General features: G+C 74.4%; 23 protein-coding genes, 1 tRNA gene and 1 pseudogene. 11 read left to right on the top strand and 14 right to left on the bottom strand.

All coding sequences use genetic code 11. The features are described from left to right. Positions 1 to 97 precede the first annotated feature (97 nt). A complete protein-coding gene (locus CLV37_RS14570) occupies positions 98 to 841 on the bottom strand; it encodes a polyprenol monophosphomannose synthase (RefSeq protein ID WP_245885414.1) in 744 nt (247 codons plus the stop codon). A 156-nt stretch (positions 842 to 997) separates the two neighbouring features. Next, on the bottom strand, positions 998 to 1,996 hold the full coding sequence (locus CLV37_RS14565) for a hypothetical protein (RefSeq protein WP_106211610.1): 999 nt from the start codon (positions 1,994 to 1,996) through the stop codon (positions 998 to 1,000). Between the two features lie 149 nt (positions 1,997 to 2,145). Between CLV37_RS14565 and CLV37_RS14560 the strand changes: the two genes are divergently transcribed. The 5 genes from CLV37_RS14560 (at position 2,146) to CLV37_RS14540 (ending at position 5,947) form a co-directional block, all read left to right on the top strand. Continuing rightward, positions 2,146 to 2,241 (top strand) — tRNA-Ser (locus tag CLV37_RS14560). Positions 2,242 to 2,267: 26 nt separating this feature from the next. Continuing rightward, positions 2,268 to 2,657, top strand: coding sequence for a hypothetical protein (locus CLV37_RS14555; protein WP_170127281.1), 390 nt, complete (start codon positions 2,268 to 2,270; stop codon positions 2,655 to 2,657). A gap of 90 nt (positions 2,658 to 2,747) precedes the next feature. Then, entirely contained in the window at positions 2,748 to 4,301 is a 1,554-nt protein-coding gene (locus CLV37_RS28550) for a GGDEF domain-containing protein (RefSeq protein ID WP_106211606.1), read from the top strand. Between the two features lie 10 nt (positions 4,302 to 4,311). Next, the gene (locus tag CLV37_RS14545; protein ID WP_106211604.1) at positions 4,312 to 5,097 is read left to right on the top strand and encodes an alpha/beta fold hydrolase; all 786 of its coding nucleotides are present in this window, start codon (positions 4,312 to 4,314) and stop codon (positions 5,095 to 5,097) included. 43 nt (positions 5,098 to 5,140) lie between these two features. Beyond that, positions 5,141 to 5,947 carry a nucleotidyltransferase domain-containing protein gene (locus CLV37_RS14540; RefSeq protein ID WP_106211602.1) on the top strand — a complete coding sequence of 269 codons (807 nt, stop codon included), beginning with the start codon at positions 5,141 to 5,143 and terminating at the stop codon, positions 5,945 to 5,947. Here CLV37_RS14540 and CLV37_RS14535 read toward each other — a convergent pair. Further along, positions 5,918 to 6,784: a diacylglycerol/lipid kinase family protein gene (locus tag CLV37_RS14535; protein ID WP_106211600.1), complete on the bottom strand. Its 867-nt coding sequence runs from the start codon at positions 6,782 to 6,784 to the stop codon at positions 5,918 to 5,920. The genes CLV37_RS14540 and CLV37_RS14535 overlap by 30 nt on opposite strands. After that, on the bottom strand, positions 6,781 to 7,818 hold the full coding sequence (locus CLV37_RS14530; protein WP_170127280.1) for a D-2-hydroxyacid dehydrogenase: 1,038 nt from the start codon (positions 7,816 to 7,818) through the stop codon (positions 6,781 to 6,783). Before CLV37_RS14530 ends, CLV37_RS14535 begins: the two co-directional genes overlap by 4 nt. A gap of 320 nt (positions 7,819 to 8,138) precedes the next feature. Here CLV37_RS14530 and CLV37_RS27070 point away from each other — a divergent pair, with 320 nt between their 5' ends. Next, positions 8,139 to 8,966, top strand: a complete 828-nt coding sequence (locus CLV37_RS27070; RefSeq protein WP_170127279.1) for a hypothetical protein — start codon at positions 8,139 to 8,141, stop codon at positions 8,964 to 8,966. A gap of 54 nt (positions 8,967 to 9,020) precedes the next feature. On the opposite strand, the gene CLV37_RS28865 is transcribed toward CLV37_RS27070, so the two are convergent. The 3 genes from CLV37_RS28865 to CLV37_RS14515 form a co-directional block, all read right to left on the bottom strand. After that, on the bottom strand, positions 9,021 to 10,622 hold the full coding sequence (locus tag CLV37_RS28865) for a methyl-accepting chemotaxis protein (RefSeq protein WP_106211596.1): 1,602 nt from the start codon (positions 10,620 to 10,622) through the stop codon (positions 9,021 to 9,023). 71 nt (positions 10,623 to 10,693) lie between these two features. After that, the gene (locus tag CLV37_RS14520) at positions 10,694 to 11,386 is read right to left on the bottom strand and encodes an NADPH-dependent F420 reductase (protein ID WP_342762278.1); all 693 of its coding nucleotides are present in this window, start codon (positions 11,384 to 11,386) and stop codon (positions 10,694 to 10,696) included. A 73-nt stretch (positions 11,387 to 11,459) separates the two neighbouring features. After that, positions 11,460 to 12,503: an NAD(P)-dependent alcohol dehydrogenase gene (locus CLV37_RS14515; protein WP_106211592.1), complete on the bottom strand. Its 1,044-nt coding sequence runs from the start codon at positions 12,501 to 12,503 to the stop codon at positions 11,460 to 11,462. A 145-nt stretch (positions 12,504 to 12,648) separates the two neighbouring features. On the opposite strand from CLV37_RS14515, the gene CLV37_RS14510 reads away from it, so the two are divergent. Next, a complete protein-coding gene (locus tag CLV37_RS14510; protein WP_245885413.1) occupies positions 12,649 to 13,029 on the top strand; it encodes an ATP-binding protein in 381 nt (126 codons plus the stop codon). A gap of 9 nt (positions 13,030 to 13,038) precedes the next feature. Here CLV37_RS14510 and CLV37_RS14505 read toward each other — a convergent pair whose 3' ends face one another. Then, on the bottom strand, positions 13,039 to 15,162 hold the full coding sequence (locus CLV37_RS14505) for a SpoIIE family protein phosphatase (RefSeq protein ID WP_106211588.1): 2,124 nt from the start codon (positions 15,160 to 15,162) through the stop codon (positions 13,039 to 13,041). Between the two features lie 191 nt (positions 15,163 to 15,353). On the opposite strand from CLV37_RS14505, the gene CLV37_RS14500 reads away from it, so the two are divergent. Beyond that, complete coding sequence (locus CLV37_RS14500) at positions 15,354 to 15,611, top strand: hypothetical protein (protein ID WP_106211586.1); 258 nt, start codon at positions 15,354 to 15,356, stop codon at positions 15,609 to 15,611. A gap of 21 nt (positions 15,612 to 15,632) precedes the next feature. Here the strand turns inward: CLV37_RS14500 and CLV37_RS14495 are convergent, their stop codons facing one another. Next, positions 15,633 to 17,870, bottom strand: coding sequence for a putative bifunctional diguanylate cyclase/phosphodiesterase (locus CLV37_RS14495; protein WP_106211584.1), 2,238 nt, complete (start codon positions 17,868 to 17,870; stop codon positions 15,633 to 15,635). 85 nt (positions 17,871 to 17,955) lie between these two features. Next, the gene (locus tag CLV37_RS14490; RefSeq protein WP_106211582.1) at positions 17,956 to 20,211 is read right to left on the bottom strand and encodes a putative bifunctional diguanylate cyclase/phosphodiesterase; all 2,256 of its coding nucleotides are present in this window, start codon (positions 20,209 to 20,211) and stop codon (positions 17,956 to 17,958) included. A gap of 126 nt (positions 20,212 to 20,337) precedes the next feature. Between CLV37_RS14490 and CLV37_RS14485 the strand changes: the two genes are divergently transcribed. Continuing rightward, the gene (locus CLV37_RS14485; protein WP_170127278.1) at positions 20,338 to 20,748 is read left to right on the top strand and encodes a cold-shock protein; all 411 of its coding nucleotides are present in this window, start codon (positions 20,338 to 20,340) and stop codon (positions 20,746 to 20,748) included. Positions 20,749 to 20,808: 60 nt separating this feature from the next. Here CLV37_RS14485 and CLV37_RS14480 read toward each other — a convergent pair whose 3' ends face one another. After that, positions 20,809 to 21,363 carry a Uma2 family endonuclease gene (locus tag CLV37_RS14480; protein ID WP_170127277.1) on the bottom strand — a complete coding sequence of 185 codons (555 nt, stop codon included), beginning with the start codon at positions 21,361 to 21,363 and terminating at the stop codon, positions 20,809 to 20,811. A gap of 142 nt (positions 21,364 to 21,505) precedes the next feature. On the opposite strand from CLV37_RS14480, the gene CLV37_RS14475 reads away from it, so the two are divergent. Together CLV37_RS14475 and CLV37_RS14470 are read left to right on the top strand one after the other, a co-directional pair. Next, complete coding sequence (locus CLV37_RS14475) at positions 21,506 to 21,793, top strand: helix-turn-helix domain-containing protein (RefSeq protein ID WP_106211576.1); 288 nt, start codon at positions 21,506 to 21,508, stop codon at positions 21,791 to 21,793. Next, entirely contained in the window at positions 21,790 to 23,031 is a 1,242-nt protein-coding gene (locus CLV37_RS14470) for a type II toxin-antitoxin system HipA family toxin (protein WP_106211574.1), read from the top strand. The genes CLV37_RS14475 and CLV37_RS14470 overlap by 4 nt, the downstream gene beginning before the upstream one ends. A gap of 57 nt (positions 23,032 to 23,088) precedes the next feature. Here CLV37_RS14470 and CLV37_RS14465 read toward each other — a convergent pair whose 3' ends face one another. The 3 genes and pseudogenes from CLV37_RS14465 to CLV37_RS14455 form a co-directional block, all read right to left on the bottom strand. Beyond that, the gene (locus tag CLV37_RS14465; RefSeq protein WP_146149416.1) at positions 23,089 to 23,397 is read right to left on the bottom strand and encodes a type II toxin-antitoxin system Phd/YefM family antitoxin; all 309 of its coding nucleotides are present in this window, start codon (positions 23,395 to 23,397) and stop codon (positions 23,089 to 23,091) included. A gap of 31 nt (positions 23,398 to 23,428) precedes the next feature. Beyond that, the gene (locus tag CLV37_RS14460) at positions 23,429 to 25,657 is read right to left on the bottom strand and encodes a putative bifunctional diguanylate cyclase/phosphodiesterase (protein ID WP_106211570.1); all 2,229 of its coding nucleotides are present in this window, start codon (positions 25,655 to 25,657) and stop codon (positions 23,429 to 23,431) included. Positions 25,658 to 25,740: 83 nt separating this feature from the next. Continuing rightward, a pseudogene (locus CLV37_RS14455) lies at positions 25,741 to 26,295 on the bottom strand (VapC50 family PIN domain-containing toxin).

Here is a 26,295-nt window from a genome sequence, read left to right as displayed (position 1 = left end):
CCAGAACCCTGCGCTCTACACAATCACGAGCGAGTCACAGCGACCACTCGTGACCCTGCGTGTTCTGGCTCACGCGGCGCCCGATCCGGGCGGCGGCTCAGGGACGGCGGCCCGTCGGGCCGTACCGCCGCATCCGCACGACCGAGACCATCGCCTCGCGGATGATGTCCCCGCTCATCTTCGACGTCCCGTGGGTCCGCTCGGTGAACAGGATCGGGACCTCGCGGACCGTCGCCCCCCGCTGCAGCGCCGCCAGCGTCGTCTGGATCTGGAACGCGTAGCCGGCCGCGGTCAGCTGCGACAGGTCCAGCGACCGCAGCAGGTCCGCGCGCCAGGCCTTGAAACCGCCCGTCAGGTCGGCCACCGGAGCCCCCAGCAGGACCCGCGCGTAGACGTTCGCCCCGCGCGAGAGGGCCTTGCGGTACCAGGGCCACGCCTCGTCGAGCGCGCCGCCGCGCACGTACCGCGCACCCAGGACCAGGTCCGCGCCGTGGTCGATCTGCGCCAGCATCCGCGTCAGCGCCTCCACGGGGTGCGAGCCGTCGGCGTCCATCTGCACGACGACGTCGTGGTCCCCCGTGGCGAGGACGTGCGCGAACCCCGCCCGGTAGGCGGCGCCCAGCCCGTCCTTCGTGGTGCGCGTCAGCAACCGCACCCGGCCGGAGGGGTAGCGCGCCGCGACCTGCTCCACGAGCGCCCCCGTGCCGTCGGGGGATGAGTCGTCCACGACCAGGACGTCGGGCACGACGGGGGAGGCCAGGACCCGGTCCAGCATCCCGGCGATGTTCTCGGCCTCGTCGTACGTGGGCAGGACGACGACGCAGCGCAGGGCTTCGGGCAACGGGAACTCGCTCGGGTGCTCGGGGCGAACAGGTCGCCCGACGCTACACCGGTTCCGGGCCGCGATCGCGCCGGTCGGGCCCGCGGGCGGGAGGGGGTCGGGTGGGGATCGGGTGGAGGTCGCCCCGTTCGACCCCGCCACCGCCTCGTCACCTCGTCAGACGCGGGCCTCCACCGGGCGCCGGTGCGCGTCCGCCCGCCACGCGGCCACCGCCAGCAGCACCGCGCTCGCACCGAACACGACGTTGCCGGCCGCGCCCAGGGCCGGGGGGATCCCGAGCTGGGCCGTGTTCACCGGGGCCAGCCACAGGTACGTCGGGAGAGCACCGCAGGCCGCGGCGAGACGGTGCTGCGAACCCCAGCCCGCCCGGCGCGAGGCCCGGGACAGCAGCACCGCCCCGCCGGCCAGGACCGCCGCCCCGCAGCAGACGCCCACCCACGCCCCGGCCACCGGGACCAGGAACAGGTCGAGCAGCCAGAAACCGGTCGTGACGCCGAACGCGGCGAGCAGGACGGTCCGGGGCCGGGGGACCGCCCCCGCGGGGCCGCGCCGGTCGTCGACGACCTGCCGCGCCCGGCGGACGGCGAGGGCGATCAGCCCGGCGACGGCGGCGGCCGTGACGGCGAACTGCGCAGGGCTGCCGACGAAACGCAGGTCGACCGCCTGCAGCACGGCGAGCCCGGCCGACCCGGCGACGAACACCACGGCCACCGCCACCAGACCCCGTCGTCCCAACCACGGCCGGGGGGCGCCCCGGTCGAAGGCCTCCACGAGGGCGATGGGCACGCACGTGCTGCCGGTGGCGTGCAGCGCCACGGAGTCCACCGTCAACCGGGCGCTGATGCCCATGCCGGGGACCGCGGCCTGGTCGGCGAAGCTGGTCAACCCCAGGTAGGCCGGGTTGAAGAGCATCTGGTCGACCAGCCCCTCTTCGACCAGTGCGTAGGCGACGGCCAGCAGCACCATCACGGGCCACCCGGAGCGGGTGCGCCGCCCGACCTCCCGGACGAGCACGGCGCCCCCGCCGTACATGGTCGCGAGCAGCGGCAGTTCCAGCAGGGCGGTGATCGGCTGGTTCCCCAGCACGAACTCCCCGACGTAGGGGGCCAGGACGAACAGGGCCAGCGCCCGCAGGCCCCGGCGCTGCCGCCTCACGGGCGGTCCCTCGGCCGATCGCGGGGCACGCGCTCCAGTGTTCACGGGCGGCCCGCACCGTCAACCCCGCTCCGTGCCGTCGCCTGCCCGGGGGAAGGACGCGGTCGGGCGGGTCGCCGGCCCGCGGGTCCGTAGACTGGGCCGCGCAGGGAGGGCTGGCCGAGTGGTTGAAGGCGGCGGTCTTGAAAACCGCTAGGGAGGTACCCACTCCTTCCTCATGGGTTCGAATCCCATGCCCTCCGCCAGCGGACGAACGACGGGAGTCGGAACGGTGAGTGCGGTCGTGGGTCCGGAGATGACCCCCCAGCGGCGGGCGACGGCGCTCCGGGCGTTCCACACCCTGCCCAAGGAGGACCGCGAGGACGTCCTCGCCCTGGCCCGGCAGGGCCGCCGGCACCCCGACGAGCGCGTCGCCGCCGTCGCCTGGTGGTACGCCGCCGCCGTGCTGCAACCGCGCTGGTACAACCGGATGCCCCTGGCGGTCCCCGTCGTCGCGGTCCTCGCGCTGCTGGCCGCGGCGTTCCTGCTGAACTTCTGGCCCCTGGGCTTCCTGGCCATCGTGGTCCTCCTCGTCTCGGCCGCCCTCGTGCGCCAGCGGCTGCTCACCGGCCCGCTGCTGGGGCTCATGCGCCCGCCGGCCGCGGGTGACGTCCCCGACTGACCCGCGTCCGTGGTGCGCCGGACGGGTGAGAGGACGGGCCGACGGGTGAGGGGTGTCCAGTCCGGGCCCGGACGTGACGATCAGCAGGACGTGCGGGGACGTTCCAGCGAGGCCCACGCGCCGGGGGCCGCGGGCCGCCTCGGCGTGGACCTCGGTGTCCTCGCGGCCGTCCTGGTCGCGGTCGCCGTCGCGCAGGCCCTCCTCGGCCGCGGCAGCGACGGCGCCCTGACCCTCTTCGGCGTCACCGAGGCCGTGGCCGCCCTCGTCGCCGGCGCGTGCCTCCTGGTGCCCGGCCGGCACCGGCGCCTGACCGGCTGGGTCCGCGCCCCCTGGGTGCTGCTCGGGTGCGCGTGCCTGGCCTGGGGGGTGGGGCAGGGGCTGTACGCCGTGCAGGACTGCCTGCACCTCATCTCGGGCGCCACCACCTGGGCCGACGGCCCCTTCGTCGTGTTCTCCGTGCTCTCCGTCGCCTCGGGGCTGCTGCACCTGTGGGTCTGGGGCCGCTCCCACCTGGGGATCGCCGCCACCCTCGACGGGCTCCTGCTCGGCACCGCGCTGCTCACCGTCGTCTGGGTCGGCTGGCTCGCCGAGGCCGTCCGCGTCGCCCCGTACCCCCTGACCGACCTCCTCGTCCCGCTCGTCTACCCCGTGATGGACGTCGTGTTCCTCACCGTGACGATCATCCAGCTGGTCCGGTTGCGGGTCTCCCGCGTCGGGCTCCTGTGCCTGGCCGCCGCCACCGCGATGGCCCTGTCGGACGCCGTCTACTTCTACGGCGTGGTCGCCACCGGCAGCTACCGCACCGGCGGCCTCGCCGACTTCGGGTGGATCGCCGCGTTCGGCCTGTTCGCCGTCGGCGCCCGGCTGACCCCCGGGGGGCACCCCCGGCTGCGGACCCCGTCGGCGGGGTCGTGGGCGTGGATCGTGCCCTGCGCCGCGGTGGTCCCCGCCGCCGCCGTGGGCGTCACCCGGCTGTGGGTCCACCCCGACCGCTTCGTCCTCGTCGCCGGGCTGGTCATGGTCGTCCTCGTGGTGGTCCGCCAGGTCGTCGCCCTCGACGACCACCGCCGGCTGCTCGCCGTCGCCGAGCACCAGCGGGGCCTGCTCGACGCCGTCGCGCACGTCGACCCCCTCACCGGGCTGGAGAACCGCCGCCGGTTCGCCGAGCGCACGGCCGAGGCCGTGCGCTCCTCGCTGCGGACCGGGGTCCCCCTCGTCGTCGCCTTCGTCGACCTCGACCGGTTCAAGCTCGTCAACGACACCCTGGGCCACGCCGCCGGCGACGACCTCCTGCGCGGCGTCGCGGCCCGCCTGCGGACCTGCGTGCGCGACGACGACTGCGCGGCCCGCTGGGGCGGCGACGAGTTCGCCGTCCTCGTCACCGACCCCGGGGCCGACGCGCACGCCGTCGCCGACCGGCTCGGCGCGGCCCTCCTCGACCCCCTGCCGGTCGCCGGGCGGCCGTGGCGGGCCACCGCGAGCATCGGCGCCGTGCGCGAGGACCCCCGCCGTCTGCTCGCCGCGCTCCCCACCGCCGCGACCGACCCCGTCGAGGAGGTCGTCGAAGCGCTCCTGGCCGCCGCCGACGCTCGGATGTACGTCGTCAAGCGGGCCCACCGCGAGTCCGCCGCGGCCGATCGGTAACCTCCCGCGGATGTCGTCCCGCCGCCTGCTCGTGCCCGTCGACGGCGGCCACGTGGCGGCCGACGTGGCCGGCCGCGACGAGGACCCGACGGTCCTGCTGCTGCCCGGCCAGTCGCTGGGGCCGGACGTGTGCGCCGGGCTGGCCGCCGACCTCGCGCCCGCGTTCCGCACCGCCGTCGTCCACACCCGCGGGACCGGCGCCTCGCAGGCCGAACCCGGCCCCTGGACCACCGCGCTGTTCGCCGCCGACGCCGTCGCCGTCCTCGACGCCCTCGGCCTCGAGCGCGCCCACGTCCACGGGTTCTCCATGGGCGGGCGCGTCGCGACCGTCCTCGCCGCCCACCACCCCGGGCGCGTCGACCGCCTCGTCCTCGCCGCGAGCGGACCCGGCGGGCCCCACGAGGTCGCCCGCGACCCGCAGGTCGACCGGACCCTGCGGTTCAGCTCCAGCCCGCAGGGCCGCGACGGCCTGCTCGACCTGTTCTTCACCCCCGCCTGGAGCGCCGCGCACCCGGACGTCGCCCGCCGGTTCCTGCCCACCGGCAGCCCCCGCGTGCGCCGCGCCCACCACGCGGCCAGCACCGGCCACGACGGCTGGGACCTGCTGGCACGCATCAGCGCCCCCACGCTCGTCCTGCACGGTGCCGACGACGCCATGACCCCCGTCGCGAACGCCGAACTGCTCGCCGGCCGCGTCCCCGGCGCGCACCTGCACGTCCTGCCCGGCGCCCGCCACGGCTACCTCGAGGAGTTCCGGCCCGCCGCCTCCGGCCTCGTGGCCGCTTTCCTGAGCTGAAACCGGTGGACGACCCCACCCGGTCCGGGAGCAGGATCGCAGGGTGGAACCCGTCGACGTCGCCGCCCGGCTCGTGCAGGTCCCCGGGATCGTCGGGGTGAGCCTCGGCGGCAGCCGCGCCCGCGGCGAGCACCGGCCCGACTCCGACACCGACCTCGGCCTGTACTACCGCCCACCCCTGGACACCGCCCGGTTGCAGGCGCTCGTGGACGAGCTGTCCCAGGTGCCGGCCGCGGTCACCGAACCCGGCGGGTGGGGACCGTGGGTGGACGGCGGCGGGTGGCTGCGCGTGGACGGCGCCGCCGTCGACTGGATCTACCGCGACGTCGACCGCGTCCGGGCGAGCTGCTCCGGCGCGCTCGCGGGGACCTTCGACTGGCACTTCCAGGTCGGTCACCCGCTGGGTTTCCCCGGGACCACCTACGCGGGGGAACTGTTCCACGGGGTGCTGCTGGCCGACCCCTCCGGGGAACTGGCGGCGTCGCGGCTGCAGGGTTTCTCACCCGCGTTGCGGACCGCCGTGGTGGGCCGGCTCGACGAGGCGCGGTTCCTGCTCGGCGGCGCGGCCAAGGCCGTCCCGCGCGGTGACCGGGCCTACGTCGCGGCGTGCGCGTTCCGGGTCGTCCTGCTGTGCGTGCACGCGCTGCACGCCGACGCGGGCCGCTTCGTGCTCAACGAGAAGGGCGCGGTCGCGGCGACGGACTCGTTGCCCCGCAGCCCGAGGGGCTTCGCCCGTCGCGCCCAGGAGGTGTTCGCCCTCGACCCGGGACCGGCGCTGGACGGCGCCGCCGGGCTCCTCGCCGAGACCCTCGCCGTCGTCTCAGAGGACGGTGCGCAGGGCCCGCGGTAGGCAGCGCACCGTCACCGACGACCCGGCGTCGACGTGGAAGACCTCGCCGTCGAGCTGCAGCGGCATCGGGGTGTGGGTCGTGAACTCGTACGGTTCCGAGCGCGAGCGCACCGGGTGCGCCCCGCGCAGGACGCGCGTGAAGTCCAGGACCAGGCGGAGTTTGCTGCGGTGCGGGATGAGCAGCGTCTCGTACCGGCCGTCGTCGGGGGCGGAGCCCTCGGCCAGCTGCGCGTACTTGGCCATCCGGTCGATGTTCGCGAACACGAGGCTGTCGATGCTGATGTCGTTGCCGTCGTGGGTGATCGTCAGCGGCCGGTACCTCCAGAACGCGCGGACGACCAGTTGCGCCTCCTTGACGGCGTCGAGGTCGTGCTCGTTGAGCGCCGCAGCCGCGACGGGGGTGATCCCGACCCCGGCGTAGGAGTGGGCGACCCTGCGCCGACCGGCGCCGCTGACCTCCAGCAGGTCCATGCGGGTCACCGGCTCGCCGCCGACGACCGCCCGGATCGCCTCCCCCAGTGGACGTTCCTGCACCGCGGTGGCGTGGTCGTTGGCGTTCCCCGAGGGCAGCACGGCCGCCATGCCCCGCCCTGCGTCGAACACCCCGTTGACGACCTCGTGGTAGCCGCCGTCCCCGCTGGCGGACACGACGAGGGTCCCCGGGTCCTGCCGGACGGCGTCGCGCGCGAGGTCCTCGGCGTGCCCGGCGTGCTGCGTCTCGACCAGTTCGACGTCCACCACGCCGTCGAGCTCGTCGCGCAGGCCGCGCGCGTTCGACGGTCCGTCCCCCGTGCTGTTCGGGTTGAGGACCACGACGACACGGCTCAGCTCGCTCACGTCGTGAGACTAGGGGTGATCGCGTAACCGTGCTCCTTGTCGACGACGTGCAGGAGCTCCTCACCGGCCACGAACCGGCGCGCCTGCTCGCGCAGCAGCACCTCGAGGCGCTCGGCGAAACCCTCGGCGTCGCCCGCCAGGTGCGGGGAGACCAGCGCGCCGGGGGTGTCCCACCACGGGCTGTCGGCGGGCAGCGGCTCGACGTCCCACACGTCGAGCGCGACGCCCCCGAGGCGGCCCTCCAGCAGCCCCCGCCGCAGCGCCCCGGCGTCCACGACGGGCCCGCGGCCCACGTTCACGACGATCGCGCCCGGCCGCACCCGGTCCACGACCGCGGCGCCGAGCAGCCCCCGGGTCGCGTCCGTCAGGGGTGCGGTGACGACCACCACGTCGTACCCGGCGACGACGTCCGCCAGCTCTCCCGGTCCGTGCAGGGCCCCGAACGGGGCCCGCGCCGGCCTCGGCGAGCGCACCACGCCGTCGACGTGCGCGCCGAGGACGGAGAACACCTGCGCCACCCGGGTCCCGATGGAACCGGCCCCGACGACGAGGACGCGCCGGCCCGCCAGACCGCGGGTCAGGCGGTGCTGCCACCGGTGCTGCCCCTGCAGCCGGACCGTCGTCGGCAGGTCCTTCAGGAAACCCAGGACGCACGCCAGGACGTACTCGGCGATGTCGGTGTCGAGGACCCCGCGGCTGCACGTGAGCACGCTCGGGTGGGCCCGCAGGGCCGGGAACAGGAGCCGGTCCGGGCCCGCGCTGGAGGTGTGCACCCACCGCAGCCGTCGCGGGTCGGCCGCCCGCCACGCCCGTTCCACCCCGGGGTGCGACCCGTCCCACACCACGAGCCCGTCCGCGCGGGCGAGGGCGCCGGGCAGCGCGGGGTCGTCGGGGGCGACGACCTCCACCGTCCCGGGCAGCGCCGCGGTGTCGGGGGAGCTGCCGACGGGGACGACGAGGAGCGCGGGGTCGGGTTCGAGGGCGGGTTCGGATTCGGGTTCGGGGGTGGGGACGGAGGCGGGAGGTGTGTCCACCCGCCCATCCTCCCCTCCGCGATCAAGGAATCCGCCACCGCGATCAAGGAATCCGCCACCGCGATCAAGGAACCCACCACCGCGATCAAGGAACCCACCACCGCGGTCGAGGACCGCGCCACCGCGATCGAGGACCGCACCACCGCGGTCGAGGAGCGGGCGAGGCGGCGGCCTCGGCGGTGTCGACGAGGAGTCCCTGCGTGACGGCGCAGCACCCCTGCGTCGCGATCGAGGACGTCGTGGCGGTGGACGACACACCCTCGTCCACAGGCGCGTCTCGAACAGCCCCACCGGCGCCGCGTGACGAACAGGGTTGCGGCGTGCCCACCCCGCCGTCCACCCGTCACCGTCGCGCCCTGCTGAGCGACCTCTCGGTCGACGAGGCCCACCGCCGAGAACTCCTCGTCCCCCACCTGCCACCCGGGGCGGCGTTCTCCCGCCGCACGGCCGCACGCCTGCACGGGTTCGACGTCCGGATGCCGTTCGAGCAGGACGCGACCTTCGCGCTGGAGGTCACGGTCCCCTTCGGCACCGAACCGGTCTCCCGCGCCGGTGTTCGCCCGTACGTCGCGGAACTGTTCCACGACGTGACCGTCCTGGACGGCCTCCCCGTCACCGACCTGGATCGGACCTTGCTCGACGTCGCGCGCTTCGCGTCCCGCCCGGTGGCGCTGGCCACTCTCGACCAGGCTGCGGCGCAGGAGGTCCTGGATCGCGTGAAACTGCTGGAACGGTTGCGCAGCGCGCGCGGGCACCGGTTCGTGGCGCAGGCCCGCGCACTGGTCGAGATGGCCGACCCGGGGGCTGAGTCGGAGCTCGAGTCGTGCACCCGGCTGCGGATCGTCGACGCGGGGTTCGAACCGCCGCAGACGCAGGTCCCGGTCCGGCGGCCGGGGGTGGGACGGCCCTACCGCCTCGACATGGGGTGGCCGCACCTGCGCAAGGCCGTCGAGTACGACGGGATCGAGCACCACGACAGCGCCGCCGACCGCCGGCACGACCAGCGGCGCCGGGACCACCTGCGCAGCGTCGGCTGGGAGGTCCTCGTCGTCGGCAAGGGTGACGTCCTCGGGTGCAGGCAGCACTTCGAAGAAGCGGTCGGGAACCTGCTCGGGTTGCCGTGGAACGGGAGACCACGGAAGTGGTAGTCCTTGATCACCACGATGGATTCCTTGATCGCGGTGGTGGTCGGGTGGGGCGCGTCAGACCCGGAACCGGCCGACCGCGGTCCGCAGGTCGGCGGTCAGCGCCGCCACGTCCTGCGCGGCCTCGCCCGTGGAGCGACCGCGGTCGGCGGTCTCCCCCACGCTGGTGGCCAGCGTCGTCAGGTCGTCGACCGAGCTGCGCGTGGACTGCGCGACCCGCGACACCCGGTCGCTGTTGTCCGCGCTCACGTGGCCCTGCTCGTCGGCGGCGGCGGCGATGTCGGTCTGGAAGCGGGACATCCGGTCGATGACGTCGGTGATCTCGTCGATCTGCCGACGGGCGTCGACGCTGTCCTGCTGCAGGGCCTCCACGGTCCGGGTGATCTCCTCGGTGGCCGTCGCCGTCTCCCGGGCCAGCGTCTTCACCTCACCGGCGACGACGGCGAAACCGCGGCCGGCGTCCCCGGCGCGGGCGGCCTCGATGGTCGCGTTCAGGGCCAGCAGGTTCGTCTGCGCCGCGATGCCCGCGATGGACTGCACCACCGCGCCGATCCGCTGGCTGGACCCGGCGAGCCGGTCCATCACCGACGACGTCGCGGCGGCGGCGGCGACGGCCTGCTCGGCGACGTCCCGCGACGTCAGCGCGCTGGCCGAGACCTGAGCGATCACGGCCACCATCTGCTCGCCGGCGGCGGCCATCCCGTCGGCGGCGTCGCGCGCCCGGTGGGCCTCGGCGACGGCCGACGACGCCAGGCGCGTGGACCGTTCGCCCGCCCGCTGGATCTCGACGGCGGTGGCGCTGAGCCGGCCCGAGGCCCCTTCGAGGCGGTCGGCGGTGCCGCCGATGCCGTCGACGAGGGCGGACAGGGAGTCGAGGGCGTCGTCGAGGGCCGCACCGACCAGGCCGACCTCGTCGCGGGCCCGGGGACGGGCGCGTTCGGTGAGGTCGCCGGCGCGGAGGGCGGCAGCGACCCGGGCCACGCCGTTCAGCGGTTCGACCACGCTGCGGGTGACCTGCCAGGCCACGAACAACGCGGCCAGGACCGTGGCCGGGGCGACGACGGCCAGGACGCGGACGCTGCGGGCCCGGACCGCGGCGACCGTCTGCGTCTGCGCCTGCGCCCGGGCGCGGACCGCGTCCGCGACCTGCGGCAGCAGCCGCTCGACCTCGGTGAACCTCGCCAGGAAGGCGGTGTAGGCGGCCCGGGCGCCCGCGGGGTCCTGCCCGGCCAGCGCGATGAGGTCCTGACCGGCGCTGACGTAGGCCGCGACGGCGGGGTCCGCGGCGTCGAGGGCGGCGTCGACGGCCGCCCCGAGGTGGGCCCCGCGGACGCCGGCGAGCTCACCGGTGAGCCCCTGCGCCGCCTCCGCACCACCGTCGCGGGCTTCGGCGTACTGGTCCCCGGCGGGGAACAGCAACGCCTGCAGCACGTTGCCGCGCAGGGCGTCGTGGGCCATGTCGGCTTCCAGCGTCGCGCGGGTCGCCGCGTTCACCCGGGTGAGTTCGGTGGTCGTGGCGGTGGTGTCGCGCAGGACGTCCACGGTCAGCGCCGACAGGGCCGCGACCGCCAGCACGGCCACGGCGGTGAGCGCGTTGAGCTTGCGGCGCAGCCCGGCGTCGCGCCACGCGCGACGCAGCCGGGGCCCGGACGAGGTCATGGGTGGAAGATCGACCTCGTCCGGCGACCCTTGAGGCGTCGCTCACATTCGGAACCCGGTCCGTCCGCCCGTCAGGCGCGGAACTCCGCCGGCCGCTCGGAAGGGGCGGCCTCCAGCGCGGCGGTGATGCCCTCGACACCCGCCTCGGCGCCGTAGACCGGGGTTCCCGGCTGCTGGCGCCACGACTCGGCCAGCGGACCGGCGTCGACGACGTCGAAACCCAGCTGCTCGACGAGCCCGGAGACGGTGCGCTTGGCGTCCGCGGAGTCCCCGGCGATCGGCAGGGCCCGGCGTTCGAGGTCGCCCGGGGGCCGGCCGGCCGTCAGCAGGTGCTCGGCCTGGATGCCGTTGAAGGCCTTCACCCAGTGCAGCCGCTCGGTCGGGTCGAGGTGCTGCGCGGTCCAGACCGTCTCCGGCGTCCCGGCTTCGACCTCGTCGAGCCTGCCGTCGCGCTGCGGGTAGTAGTTCCCGGTGTCGACGACGACCGACCCGTCGGGCAGGGGGTCGAGCACGCCGCGCGGCAGGTCGGGGACCTTGCCCTGCGGGATCGTCACGACGACCAGTTCCGCCCCGCGGGCCGCGTCGTCGGCGAGGACGGGCGTCGCGCCCGTCTCCTCGGCGAGGTCCGCCAGGGTTTCCGGTCCGCGCGAGTTCGCGACGCGGACCGTGTGCCCGAGGCGGGTGAACGCGCGCGTGAGGTTGCCGCCGATGTTGCCGGCGCCGATGATCCCGATGTCCATGGCCGCGACGCTACGACCGGGCAGGGGTTGCGGCACGTTGACTCCGCGGTCCCGGTGAAAGAGACCGCGGAGTCAACGTGCCGGAACGCGCGACCTCTCAGAGGGTGGCGGTGTCGATCACGAACCGGTACCGCACGTCCGAGGCGACGACGCGTTCGTACGCCTCGTTGATCTTCTCGGCCGGGATGACCTCGACCTCGGCCCCGATGCCGTGCTCGGCGCAGAAGTCGAGCATCTCCTGGGTCTCGCGGATCCCGCCGATGTTCGAGCCGGCGAAGTTCTTGCTGCCGCCGACGACGGAGAACATGCGCAGGGAGATCGGGTCCTCGGGCAGGCCGACGTTCACGAGCGCGCCGCGCACGGCCAGCAGCGACATGTACTTGTCGAAGTCCAGCTGGGCGCTGACGGTGTTGACGATGAGGTCGAACTGCCCGCGCAGGGCCGAGAAGGTGTCCTCGTCGGAGGTGGCGTGGTAGTGGTCCGCGCCCAGGCGCAGTCCGTCCTCCTGCTTCTTCAGCGACTGCGACAGCACGGTCACCTCGGCGCCCATGGCGTGGGCGATCTTGACGGCCATGTGGCCGAGCCCGCCGAGGCCGATGACGGCGACCTTCTTGCCCGGGCCCGCGCCCCAGTGGCGCAGCGGGGAGTAGGTCGTGATGCCGGCGCACAGCAGCGGGGCCGCGACGTCGAGCTCGAGGCCGTCGGGGATCCGGCAGACGAAGCCCTCGGTGACGACGATGGCCTGCGAGTAGCCACCCTGGGTGGGCTCGCCGTCCTTGCCGACGCTGTTGTAGGTGCCGATCATGCCCTTGAGGCAGAACTGCTCCTCGCCGGCCTCGCAGTTCACGCACTCACCGCACGAGTCGACCATGCAGCCGACGCCGACGCGGTCGCCGACGGCGTACTTCGTCACCTCGGAGCCGACCTCGGTGACGACGCCGGCGATCTCGTGGCCGACGACCACGGGGTAGTTGGCCGGGCCCCACTCGCTGCGGGCGGTGTGGATGTCGGAGTGGCAGATGCCGGCGAACTTGATGTCGATCGCGACGTCCTTGGGGCCGACGTCACGACGCTGGATCTCGAAGGGCTTCTGCGGTTCGGTGGCCGACGTTGCGGCGTAGGCCTTGACGGTGGTGGGCACGACGTCTCCTGCACTTCGGGGGGGATCATGGTCACGCGCGTCGTTGCGCCGCCCCGACCGTATCCCGACGTCGGCGTGACCACGACCCGGGTGGTTGCGCTCTCCACCAGAGGCGCCCCGTCCGTCCCGGCAGCACCATGGAGCCGTGTGCGGGGCGATGCCGGTGGCCGATCTCGACCTGCCGGTGGACCTCAGCGCCGCCCGGCGGGCGAGGGAGTTCGTGCGCGCCCGGTGGTGCCCGGACCACGGCGGGGACGCCCTCGAGGGGGTGCTCCTGGTCGTCTCCGAGCTCATCGTGAACGCGGTCGAGCACGGTGCCCCGCCCGTGCGGGCGCGCGTGGACTGCCGCAGCGACGTGCTGCGGCTGGAGGTCAGCGACGGCAGCCCGGCGTTCCCGCAGCACCTGAGCCCCGGACCGCAGGCCGAGTCCGGCCGCGGCGTGGGGCTGGTCGCGACGATCTGCTCGGACTGGGGGGTGCGCCGGGACGGTGCGGGCAAGACGGTCTGGTGCGACGTGCCCGCCTGAGCCGCGAGGTCAGGAGGGGTCGACCCGGACCGCGACGACGGCCACGTCGTCGTCGCTGCCGTCGGGCAGCATCCGCTCCAGCAGCTCGTCGCACAGGTCGTCCACGTCGACGGGCCCGAGGTCGCGCACCGCGTCGCGCAGCTCCGCCAGCCGCACGTCCATGGGCCGGTCCCGCCGTTCGACGAGACCGTCGGTGTAGAGCAGCAGCGTCGCCCCGTCGACGAGCGTCGTCTCCTGCTGCGCGCGGTGCTGGCCGGAGCCCAGGCCCAGGACGATCCCGTCGCCGGCCAGCAGGACCGCCGTGCCGTCCGGCGCCGCGACGACGGGCGGCAGGTGCCCCGCGGTGCACCACCGGATGGTCCGCCCCCCGGCCGGCGACGACTGCGCGGGCGCGACCTGCAGCACGACCGCCGTCGCCAGCGTCGTGATCCCGAGCCCCTCCAGGAGCTCGTCGAGGCGGCGGACCACCTCCGCGGGCTGGGCCGAGCGGTCGTAGGCCAGGGCCCGCACGAGAGTGCGCACCTGGCCCATGGCGGCCGCGGCCGACACGTCGTGCCCCATGACGTCGCCGATGACCACGACCGTCGAGCCGTCGGGCTGGATGAACGCGTCGTACCAGTCGCCGCCGACCTGCGCGGCCTCGGCGGCCGGGTGGTAGCGCGTCGCGATGGACAGCCCCGGCGACGGGTGCGGCGGGGTGAGCATGCTGCGCTGCAGCGTCTCGGAGGAGGTGCGCTGCTGGGCGTACAGCCGGGCGTTCTCCAGCGCCACCCCGGCGCGGGCGCCGAGGTCGGTGGCGGTCGCCAGGTCGTCCTCGGTGAACGGCGGCCGGTCCGGGCCCGACAGCAGCGTCAGCGACCCCGTGACCAGCCCCCGGGCGCGCAGCGGGACGACGACGGCGGTGCCCAGCCCCAGCCGCCGCAGCACCTGCGCCGTCTCGGGGCTGCGGGTCACGTCGTCGACGTGCTGGTCGGCGACGTCCTCGACCAGCGTCGGGCCGAGCTCACCGCGCAGGACGCGCATCGAGATCGAGTTGTCGCCCAGGCCGGCGTGCAGTTCCTGGAAGCGCGCGGCGTCGTCGGCGCGGTCCGGGTTGGCGTGGGTGGCCCGGATGTGCCGGGTCCGGCCCGTCCCGTCGACGAGGGTCGCGAACGCCCACTCGGCGAACTCCGGGACCACCAGGGACGGCAGGAGGTCCTGCGCCGCAACGGGGTCCAGGACCTCGGACAACTGGTCGGTGACGCGCGACAGGAACTCCAGGCGGTGCTTGGCGTCGCGGGCGACGGCCAGCGCGGCGTCGCGTTCGCGTTCGGCCTGCACCCGCAGCGTGACGTCGGACTGCACCCCGACGAAGTGCGTCAGGCGGCCCTCCGCGTCGCGGACGGGGGAGATGACGACCTCGTTCCAGAACGCCGTCCCGTCCTTGCGGTAGTTCAGCAGGAGCTCGGTGACGGTCTCGCCCGCGTCGAGGGCGGCCCGCAGCCGGCGCACCGCCTCGCGGTCGGTGTCGGACCCCTGCAGGAACCGGCAGTTCTGCCCCAGGACCTCCCGGCCGTACCCGGTGACCTTCTCGAACGCGGGGTTGACCCAGACCAGCGGGTCGTCGGGCTGGTTCGGGTCCGAGATCGTGAAGGACAGGTCGCTGGCCAGCACGGCCCGGCTGTGCAGGCGTTCGGCGGACTCCTTGGCGTCGCGGACCGCCCCTTCCTCGCGCAACGGCAGCAGGACGACCAGGGCCAGGCCGGTGAGCTGGTCCACGGGGGCGTCGCTCAGCGGCAGCCCGACGACCCACAGCGCCTCGCGCGCGCCCGACATCCCCGAGGCGCGCGCCGCGGTGACCCGCTCGCCGTGGACGGGCTCGCCGTGGGCGATGCGCGACAGCGGCGAGGCGTCGTTGGCGGGGTCGGTGATGTCGTCGCCCGGGGAGCTCTCCAGACCGGCGTGCCGCGACCAGTCGTCGACCGGGCACGGCAGGTGCACGTCGGGGGCGAGCTGCTCGGCCAGGGGGTTGGCGAACAGCACCGTCGCGTCGCTCACCCGCACGAGCAGCACGGCGCCGGGCTGGCCGTGCAGCACCTGGGGCAGCTGGTCGCCGAGGGCTGCCCCGGCCAGAGCCGCGCTCGTCCCGTCCACCGGGGGAGCGTAACCGTGGGGTCGGACACCTGCGAGCGAGCGCGGTGCGCGGCCCGGGCGGCGGGCGCGCCGGCGCCGTCGACGCGCTTGTCACTGCGTCTGCGTCAAGGGCTCAGCACGGTGGGTGACGGCACTGGGCCGGACTCCGACGAGTGTCGTCCCCGTGAACGGCCGGGGTGCACACTGTTCACGTGATCGCCTCGCACGACGAGTGGCTCGCCGGCCTCGACGACGCCCTGCGCGCCGAAGCGCTGCACTGCCTGCTGTCCGGCACCTACTCCCGGAAGCTGCTGGAGTCGCTGCGCCGGGACGGCCCGACGATCTCCCGCCGCGAGCGCGGTCTCGACGACCCCGAGAAGGCGCAGCCCGGTGACCCGCTGGGGGCGAACCTGCAGACGTTCCTGCGCGAACGGCTCGTCCTGCAGGCCCCCGAACCCGCCCCGCTCTGACCGGGCCCGCGGCCCGTCCGGCTACGCCGCGGCCCGCAGGAGGTCGGCGAGCTCGGCGACGGCGGCCGCGGGGACCGGCCGGGAGAACAGGAAACCCTGCCCGAGGTCGCAGCCCAGCGAACGCAGCAGTTCCACCTGCTCGGGGCGTTCGACGCCCTCGGCGACGACCTTCAGCCCGAACGTGTGCGCGGCGTGGACCATCAGCCCCAGCAGCGCCTCGTCCTGGGCCTGCGTCGAGGACAGGAAGCTCCGGTCGATCTTGAGGGTGTCCAGGGGCAGCGTGCGGAAGTGCTCGATCGACGTGTACCCGGTGCCGTAGTCGTCCAGGCTCACGCAGATCCCGAGCGCGCGCAGCGCGCGCAGGTTCGCCAGGACCTCGTCGCCGTCCAGGACGGTCGTCTCGGTCGCCTCGACGACCAGCGCCTGCGGCGGCACCCCGGTCGCCGTCAGCGCCGCGACGACGTCGGCCACGAGCGTCGGGCGGGCCAGGTGCCGGCCCGACAGGTTCACGGCGACCCGCACGTGCTCCCCGACGGTGCCCTCGGCGCGCCAGGCCACGAGTTGCCGGCCGGCCTCGTGCAGGACCCAGCGGCCGATGTCGCAGATGAGGTCGCTGCGTTCGGCGGCGGGGATGAACAGGTCGGGGCGGACGGTCCCGCACCGGGGGCGGTTCCAGCGGATCAGGGCCTCGAAACCCGTGACGTCCCGCGTCGCGAGGTCGACCACGGGCTGGTAGTGCAGTTCGAACTCCCCGCGGGCCAGGGCGTCGGACAGGGCGGCCTCGAGGTCGGCCTGCTCGGTGAGTTCGGCGCGCAGCGCGTCGTCGGAGAACCACGTGCGGCCCTCGCCGAGGCTCTTGGCGCGGGCGGCGGCCGACAGCGCCTCGTGCAGCAGTTCGGTGGGCCCGACGGTGCGGCCGCCGGTCTGCACGGCGATCCCGACGCAGCAGCTGAGGGTGAGGTCGCGCGCGTCCAGGTGCAGGTCCAGGCGGGTCAGGCGTTCGGCGGCCCGGGCCAGGACGGTCTCGTCCCGGACGTCCTCGACGACGACGACGAACTCGTCCCCGCCGAGCCGGCCGAGGTGGCTCCCGGCGGGCACGACCCGCCCGAGTTCACGGGCGACGGCGCGCAGCACGTCGTCGCCGACGTGGTCGCCGAACCGGTCGTTGACGCGGGCGAGGTGGTCGACGTCGACGACGAGGACCCCGATGCCGGTGCGTCCGGCCCGTTCCTGGCTGCGCCGCAGCAGGCCCAGCGCCGTCGCCCGGTTCGGCAGCAGCGTCAGGGGGTCGTGGGCGAGGTGGTGGTCGACCTCGGCGCGCAGCCGCTCGGAGCGGCGCGCGTGGCGCTGGGCGGCGCCGAGGGCCAGCTGGGTGCGGGTGATGCCCAGGACGACGATGAGCAGGGCGGCCAGGGCGACGTCGAGCTGGTGCTCGCCGGTCACCTCCAAGGCCTCCAGGACCAGGACCCCCGGGACGGCGAGCATGGACGCCGCGACCAGGCCGAGGCGGCGCCACCCGGCGGGGTCCGCGGTGCGGTCCGGGGTGTCCACGCTCGCCATCGAGGGGTGCAGCCCCGCGGCGCCCCAGCACAGGTACGTCGTCAGCCAGCACGCCGTGTTCAGGTGCGCCAGGACGCCGTCGTTGCCGAAGGCGGCGTAGGCGAGGTCGGCCACGGGCAGCACGAGCGCGCCCAGGGCCAGGAGCCGGGCGGCCGGGTTCAGCCCGCGGGTGACGGCGCCGCAGCGCACGAGCAGGGCCAGCACGACGAGGTCGGCCAGGGGGTAGGACAGGTCCGCGAGCCGGTCCAGCAGCGGTTCGGCAGGACTCAGGACCACCGGTTCCACCAGGAAGACCCACAGCGGCAGGGCCAGGGCGACGGTCACGATCCCCACGTCCAGCCGGCCGGCGGCGTTCAGCCGCCGCCCCCGCGTCAGCAGCACGATCCCGGCGGCCTGCAGCGGGTAGGCGGCCAGGTAACCCAGGTCGGCGACGGAGGGGAACGGCGAGACGTGCAGGACCACGTCGAGCCAGGCGTAGAGGAGGTCCCCGACGGCCGAGCACAGCTGCCCGCCGGCGATGAGCAGCCACGGCAGGCGCCGCGGCGGGCGGTGCAGGACGACCCCGGCGACCACGGCGGCGGCCGAGGCCAGCGGGAACAGCTCGTACACCGCCGAGCGCAGCAGGCCGACGGGCAGGGTGAGGACGTACCCCAGGAGCACCGCCCCCGCCACCAGGTACCCGATCCACCACCGTCGCACGATGGGGTTGTCGTCGTGCCGTTCTAGAACCTGAAGCCGGGCCGGGGACCCGTCACCGGTTCGGACGCGTCCGGCCGGTACGGCGTCAGGCGGGGTGCGCGCCGTCCGCCACGAGCAGGGCCGGCACGGGGTGGACGCGGGTGAGCTGCTCGCCGAGGAGTTCGCGGGGCACCGCGGGGGAGTACAACCACCCCTGCCCCAGCGGTGCGGAGATGGAGCGGCAGATCTCGGCCTGCTGCTCGGTCTCGACGCCCTCGACCACCACGGTCAGCCCCAGCCGCGTCGCGAGGTCGACGACGCACGTCACGACGGACTGGCCGTGGACGTCCTCGGTCAGGGACTGCGTCAGGGACCGGTCGATCTTCAGGACGTGCACGGGCAGCCGGCCCAGGTACCCGAACGCGGAGTAGCCCGTGCCGAAGTCGTCGATCGCGATCTGGCAGCCCAGGCCCGCGAGGTCGGTGACGACGCGCTCGGCGGGGGAGTCGGGGTCCAGGAACACCGACTCGGTGAGTTCCAGCGTCAGCAGGGCGGGGGCGATGCGGTACTCGCGCAGGAGGTCGGTGACGATGTCGGTGAAACCGGGCGACTGCAGCTGCACCACCGAGACGTTCACCGCGAGACCGACGCCCACGGAGAACACCCCCGCCTCGTGCGCGTGGCGGACGGCGGTGCGCAGCACGTGCTCGCCGAGCGCGACGACGAGGTTCGACTCCTCGGCGACCGCGATGAACTCCACGGGGGAGATCCGGCCGAGCACGGGGTCCTCCCAGCGGGCGAGGGCCTCGAACTTCTCGACCCGCCCGGTCGTGAAGGAGACCACCGGCTGGTGGTGGACGTCGATGGCGCCGTCGTGGATCGCCGAGGCGAGACGGTCGCGCAGCAGGCTGCGCCGGGCGTGCTCGGCGGCGACGGTCCCGGAGTACACCGACACCGACCCGGCCCCCAGCGGCCGGGCGTCGCGCAGGGCGATGTCGGCCTGGACGAACGGTTTCATGACGTCGGCCGAGCCCGGCTGCGCCCCGGACGGGCACCCGGCGACCCCGGCGACGGCCGACAGGGGGAACCGGGCCGCGCCCTCGACCCTGCCGGGCGCCGTCGTGATCGCGGCGACGACGGTCTCGGCGTGCCGCAGGACCTCGGCGGGTCCCCCGGGCAGGACGACGGCGAACTGGTCGCCGCTGGTGCGGTAGGCGGTCCCGGCCAGCCCGGCGACGACCGCGCGCACCTCCTCGGCGGCGGCCGCGATGACGGCGTCACCGGTGCCGACGCCGAGGACGTCGTTGAGGTCGTCGAGGCCGGTGAGCTCGAGCAGGACGAGGGACTGCTCGCGGTCGGGTTCGGTCAGGGCCCGTTCGAGCAGGGTGCGGTTGCCGAGCCCGGTGGCGCCGTCGTGCAGCGCCTGGAACCGCAGGCTCGCGGTCGTGCGGTCGATGGAGCGGGCCGTCGCGGCGTGCCGGATCGTGAACGTCACGAGCACCGTGACGTAGAAGCCGTACAGGACGGAGTCGGCACGGGGGCTGATCACGAGCAGGACGAGGTCGACGAGCAGGATCGGCCCGGGCACCAGCGAGGCGGTCTCGAGCCGGCGGGCGGCGCGCTCGGCGTCCTGCCCGCCGTGGCGGACGACCCCGTCGCGGGGCAGCAGCAGGAGACCGACGGCTCCGCCGGCCAGCGCGAGCGCCGCCGCCGCGCACGCCACGGCGAACCGGTGGTGGAAGCAGACCGCGGCCAGGGCCGTCCCGACGCCGTTGAGCGTCAGCCCGGCGGCGGCGACGCGCAGCCGCGGTTGCTCGACGGCCAGCGCGATCGCCGAGCACGCCACGAGGGAGGCGACGGCCAGCACGAGGACGGTCGCGCCCGTCCAGCCGGCGCCGCCGTGCAGGCCCGCGCGGGACAGGGCGTCCCACCCCGCGGTGGCCAGGGCGCTGCCGAGCATGAGCGCGTCGACGACCAGGGGCGGGTCGGCGCTGCCCGCGCGGGCGCGCACGAGCAGCTGCAGCAGGACGACGAGCACACCCGCCTCCCCGGCCGCGAACGCCAGCTGCACCAGCGGGAACGGGCCGAGCGTCGACGTCGGGAGCAGACCCGCCGTCAGCGTCGCGAGCCCCCACAGGGTGCCCGCGGCGAGGTACTTGTCGGAGTTGCGCCCGTGGTAGAGCGTGGTGAGCGCCACGGCGGAGACGACGACGGCCGCGATCCCCGTCAGCGCGACCGGGCCCCGCACCGTGCCCGGCTGGTGCACCGCGAGCGCCGTCAGGCCCCCCGCGAGGGCGACGAGAGCCAGCCCGCCGAGGACGCGGCCCGCGGTGGGGCGCGTCGGGGCGAGGGGGGAGGCCATGGTGTCCGTTGTCGGCGTCCGGCCGGGCGAACTTGACCGGGGCCCCGTCCTCCCGGCGGTCGGGCCCCGCGAGGTGCGAGAGGATGGGGTCCGCTCGGGATCGTTCAGCAGGAAGTGGTGGGTGCAGTGGCCAAGGGCAAGGTCCGTTCGTACGACGAGGAGCGCGGCTTCGGGTTCATCCGCAGCCCCGAGGCGCCCGACGACGTCTTCTTCCACTTCAAGGACGTGGTCGGCGGCGAGGACGGCGACTTCGAGGGCGCCACCGTCGAGTTCACGCTGTCCGAGGGCGAGCGCGGGCCGAAGGCGTCGAACGTCAAGGTCGAGTCGCGCCGCACGGGCGCCCCGGCGGCGTCCTCCGAGCGGCGCCCGCCCGCGGGGGGCAACCGTCCCCCGTCGCTGCGCGAGTTCCGCCGCGAGGTCACCGAGATCCTGCTCAGCGTCGACGGGATCGGCTCCGCGCAGATCCGGCAGGTGCGCGACTACCTGTCCGACTACGGCCTGGACCGCGGGTTCGTGGTGGAGGACAGCCGCCGCTGACTCTCGTGAGTCCGACGTCCCGACCTGCACACGCGTCGTGAGCGGGTCGGGACGTCCAGGTCAGGCGTCCCGCAGGAGCGTCTCGAACCGGTGGCCCCCCAACCACGTCCCCACGGGGTCGGTGTCCCGGTCGAGGACCCACGACACGACGTACTCGCCCCGTTCGAGGCCGTAGCTCGTGACACGCTCCTGAGCGAGGTCGACCAGGAGGTACTGCTCGATCCCGGCCTCGCAGTAGAGCTCCTTCTTGTTGCCGCGGTCGTCGAGCTGGCTCCCAGGGCTCGTGACCTCGATCGCTGTGACCACGTTCTCCGGAGCCCAGTACAGGTCGGGCCTGCTCCCGGTGACGATCACGGCATCAGGGATGACGTAGCGCTCCGGGCCCAGCACGGGCACTCGCAGCCCCTGCCCCACCTTGAAGCGCATGCCGTCCGGCAGCCGCGGCCGGATGATGTCGCGCAGGTTCTCGATCACGTCCTGGTGGCGGGTCTCGGGCGGGGGAGTCACGTGGAGCCGTCCGTCCAGGATCTCGTAGCGGTAGCCGTCGTCGGGCAGGCCGGCGAGGTCCTCGAACGTCCAGTCGTCGCGGTGCAACCAGGCGAGCTGAGCGCTCACGTGCCTCACCCTCCCCTCACTGCGCGGTCGGCCCAGTCTGTCAGCCGGGAGGACGACATGCCCGGAAAGAGACTAGTGGCGACTACACTCGTCACAAAGATGCATTTGGACTGTCTGGATCGCCACAACGTAGGAGGTTGAAGTGTCCGGCTACCGCATCGAGCGACAGCTCACCTCCTTCGGCGAGCACGTGCGCGGGTGGCGGATGGTGCTGGGGCTGACGGCCGCGCAGGTGTCCGAACGGGCGGGCATCACGAGGGACACCCTGCGCAAGGTCGAAGCAGGTGATCCGAGCGTGGGTTTCGGCAACGTGGCGCAGGTGCTGCGCGCCCTCGGCGTGCTCGACCAGGTCGTCGAGTCGATCGACCCCCTGAACTCCGACCTCGGCCGTCTGCGTGCCGGCCACCTCACCCGCAGGCGGGCGCGGTGACGACCGTCGAGGTCCTCGTCGACGAGAACGGACGCACCCGGCTGGTGGGGCAGGCGCACGTCACCAGGACGCGGGGACAGATTTCCACGACCTTCCTCTACGACCCCGGCTACCTCGTCGGTGACGGTACGAGCATCGACCCCGCCCTGCCGCTCGTCACGGGTTCCCAGCACCAGCGGGGACTGGTCCGCGCCTTCGCCGACAGCGCCCCGGACCGGTGGGGACGGAACCTCATCGAGAAGGCGGAGCGGGTCCGGGCTCGGGAGGAGCAGCGGACTCCGCGCCGGCTGGACGACCTCGACTTCCTCCTGGGCGTCAGCGACGACACGCGACAGGGTGCGCTGAGGTTCCGGTCCCCCGGCCACGAGGAGTTCCTCGGCAGCCCTTCGACCGTCCCGCCGCTCGTCTCGTTGCCGGAGCTGCTGCGCGCCTCGGACGAGGTCACCTCCGATGCCGACCCCTCCGCTGCGGTGAAGCAGCTCCTCGACACCGGGACCACGGGTCTCGGCGGCGCACGCCCCAAGGCGTCGGTGCGGCTGGAGGACGGGGACCTGGCGATCGCGAAGTTCCCGCACGCCGCGGACCGGTGGGACGTGATGGCGTGGGAGGCCACCGCCCTCGATCTGCTGCAGGACGCCGGCATCACCACCCCCCGGCGGCGGCTCACCCGTGTCGGGGACCGCAGCGTGCTGATCCTGCGCAGGTTCGACCGCGCCGGCCCCGACGTGCGCATCGGGTACCTCAGCGCCATGACGGCCACGGAGTCGACCGACGGCCAGCGGCGGGACTACGCCGACATCGCCGAAGCGGTGCGCGACCTGTCGTCCTCACCCCGGCAGGACCACCACGCCCTCTTCGACCGGATCGTCGCCGGCGTGGTGCTCGGCAACACCGACGACCACCTGCGCAACCACGGGTTCCTGGCCGACCGCCGGTCGTGGTCCTTGAGCCCCGCCTTCGACGTCAACCCGAACCCGGACCTGTGGCGTCCGCGCTCGACGTCGATCGCGGGAGCCGACACGTTTCCCGACGAGGTCGACGGCCTGCTCGCGATCGCCGGGGACTGCAGCCTGGCCGTGGACCAGGCTCGGGAGCGGATGCGCCAGATTGCGGAGGCGCTGGCCCACTGGGGCGACCGAGCGCGCAGGAACGGGATCGGGGAACGCGAGATCGTGCTGATGGCCGAGGCGATCGAGCCGCGGCTGGAGGCCGTGGTGGCGGCCTCCCGGGCTGGGTGAGGTCCCCCGTCCTCCCGCTCGGAGGAGCGCCCGGCGAATCGGAGGTCACGAGGTGCGTCACTTCTCCGTGAGCCGGGCCTGGAGCTCCTCCCAGCGGGTGAACGGGTCCTCCGCCTCGGTGACGACGTTCTCGTCGACCGTCCCGCGCCACCGCGCGGCGACGTCGGCGGGTAGCCCCAGGTGCGCGAGGGCACCCACCGCTCGCGCGGCCGGCACCCAGGTCTGCGGTCCCTCCGGGTCGACGCAGGGCGTGACGAGCGCCACCGGGCGACCGTCGCGGGTGAGGGTGACCGTCTCGCCGGCCTCGACGTCGCGCACGATCGGCTCGACGTCGTCGCGCAGGACGCTCACGTCGATGGTCCTCACGACCCGCCCGTAGCCACCTCGGCCGCTGGTGTCAGCGCACCGCCTCCGGCGACACCGGGTACTCCCGCTCCAGCTCCGCCGCGACCCGGTCCGCCGTGACGGCCGCCGAGTACAGCCAGCCCTGCCCCAGCCCCGCCTGCATCGACCGGCAGATTGACGCCTCCTCGTGGGTCTCCACGCCCTCCACGACCACCGTCAGGCCCAGCCGGTTCGCGAGGTCCACGACGGTCCGCACGACGGAGCGGCCGTTGCCCTCACCCGTCAGCGACTGCGTCAGGGACCGGTCGATCTTCAGGACGTGCACGGGCAGCCGGTCCAGGTACCCGAACGCGGAGTAGCCCGTGCCGAAGTCGTCGATCGCGATCTGGCAGCCCAGGCCCGCGAGGTCGGTGACGACGCGCTCGGCGGGGGAGTCGGAGTCCAGGAACACCGACTCCGTCAGCTCCAGCGTCAGCAGGCTCGGCGGGATCCGGTACGCGGAGAGGATCTCGCGCACGACGTCCGCGAAACCGGGCGACTGCAGCTGCACCACCGACACGTTCACCGCCAGCCGCACCCCCGCCGCGAACACCCCCGCCGCGTGCGCCGAGCGCACCGCGCGGCGCAGCACGTGCTCGCCGAGCGCGACGACGAGGTTCGACTCCTCGGCGACCGCGATGAACTCCACCGGCGAGACCCGCCCCAGCACGGCGTCGTCCCAGCGCGCCAGCGCCTCGAACTTCACGACCCGGCCCGTCGAGAAGTCCACGATCGGCTGGAAGTGCACGTCCACCGCGCCCTCGGTGACGGCCAGCGCCAGGCGCTCGCGCACCAGGAGCCGGCGCGCGTGCTGGGCGGCGACCGCACCGGAGTACACCGAGTACCCGGACCCGGCCGGGGTGGTCCGCGCGTCGCGCAGCGCGAGGTCGGCGTGGACGAGCGGCAGCGTCGCGTCGCCCTCGGCCCGCACCCCCGGGTCCACGCGGGAGACGCCCGCGACGGCCTCGACGGGGAAACGTCCCGCCCCCGGGACCTGCAGCGGGGCCGCGCTGACCGCCGCGAACGCCCCCGGCAGGTGGCGCACCACCTCGTCGGGGAAGCCCGGCAGCAGCACCGCGAACTCGTCGTGGCGGACGCGGAACGTGCTGCCGCCCAGGGCCCGGACGTGCTCGCGCAGGTTCGTCGCGGCCGCGCGCAGCACGTCCTCCCCGACGCTGACGCCTAGGACGTCGGTGATGTCGTCCAGGCCGCCGACCTCGAGGATCACCAGCGACTGGGTGCGGTCGGGCCCGGTGAGGGCGTTCTGCAGCGCCGCCCGGTTCTGCAGGCCCGTCAGCTGGTCGTGCAGGGCCTGGAACGACAGCCGGTCACGGGTGCGGTCGATGGCGCGGGCCGTCGCGGCGTACCGCAGGCCCGCCGCGACGATCACGGCCGCGAAGAACACGAACACCACCCCGTCCGCGCGCGGGGACACGACGAACACGGCGACGTCGGCGAGCAGCAGCGTCGCCGGCAGGACGCTGGCGACGCGCAGCCGGCGGACCGCCCGCGCCGTGGCCGCGCCCCCGTGCCGGACGAGACCGCTGCGGGGGTGGAAGGCGAAGACCGCCACCGCCCCGACGAGAGCTGCGACCAGGGCGACCTGCCCCGTCAGGGGCTGCTGGGTCGAGGTGAGGGCGCTGACCTCCGTGCCCAGCGCCCCCAGCGCCACCCCGGCGCTCGACAGCCGCAGCCGCGGGTGCTCGATCGCCAGGACGATCGTGCCCGCCGCCACGAGCGAGCCCACCGCGATGACGAGCCCGGCGCTCGCGTCCCACCAGCCGTCGCCGGAGTACCCGGCGCGGGCGAAGCCGTCCCACGCGGTCGAGGCCATGACGGACCCGTACAGGCCCGCCTCCACGAGCAGGGGTTGGTCGTCGCCGCCGACGCGGGCGTGGCGCAGCTGCTGGACGGCGATGACCGCCAGCCCGGACAGCGACAACGCGTGCGCGACGTGGCTCAGCAGCACCGGACCGACGAGGGTCGTGGGGTACAGGCCCGCGAGCGCGGTGCCCGTGCTCCACACGGCCGCCGCACCCGTGTGCTTGGCGAGGTCGGCCAGCGAGCCGCGGGGACGGCGGGCGGGGACGAGGACGGTCGCGGCCAGGGCGAGCAGGCCGACGGCGACGGTGAGGTGCTGCGCCTCGCCCCACCGCGCCCGGGCGAGCAGGAGGAGGGGGACGAGCACGGCGAGCGCCGCGGCGGACAGGGCCGCGCGCCTGGCGTGCTGGGGGGACCTCATGCGGAAGGGATCGGGCGGTGGGGGAGGGGGCTGGATCGCCCGAGTCGGTGACGCGACGGGTGGGGCGCGGGCTACCGGCAGTATCAGGTGCGACGCAGCAGCGCCGCTGAGCTCACGAGTCCCAGCGCTTCCAGCTTGTCCAGGACGTCGTCCACCGTGTGCGGGGGGTTCTGTCGGGAGTCGGCGATCCGCGCGACCTCGGCGTACACGACGGCGCGGTCGAGGTGGATCTGGTCGGAGACGAAGTCGTCCGGTGACTTCGCCTCGATGTCCCAGCGGTCCAGCTCCTTGGCCGGGAAGTCCTTGAGGTTGCTCGTCACGATCACCTGGGCGTGGGACTTGATGGCGACCGCGAGGACGTGACGGTCGTCCGGGTCGGGCAGGTCCACGGCGTCGATCAGCTGCTCGTAGCCGCTGACGAGGCAGTCGGCCACCGCTTTCACCATGAGCTCTCGCGTCCGCAGGAGCCTGTCGGCGGGCAGGTCCGGACGGTTGCGCTGCAGGTTGCCGAAGGTTTCGTCCAGGATGCGCTCGGACTACTTCGCCTGCACGAGGCCCTGCCGGGCGATGCGGATCAGCAGGTCCCTGGTCAGGTTGGGGTACAGGACGTTGGCGTCGTAGACGACGACGAACGACAC

The organism is Kineococcus rhizosphaerae (genome assembly GCF_003002055.1).
Taxonomy (GTDB): Bacteria; Actinomycetota; Actinomycetes; order Actinomycetales; family Kineococcaceae; genus Kineococcus; species Kineococcus rhizosphaerae.
The sequence above is the reverse complement of the archived record's forward strand: the minus strand, read 5'-3'. Positions and strand labels throughout refer to the sequence as shown.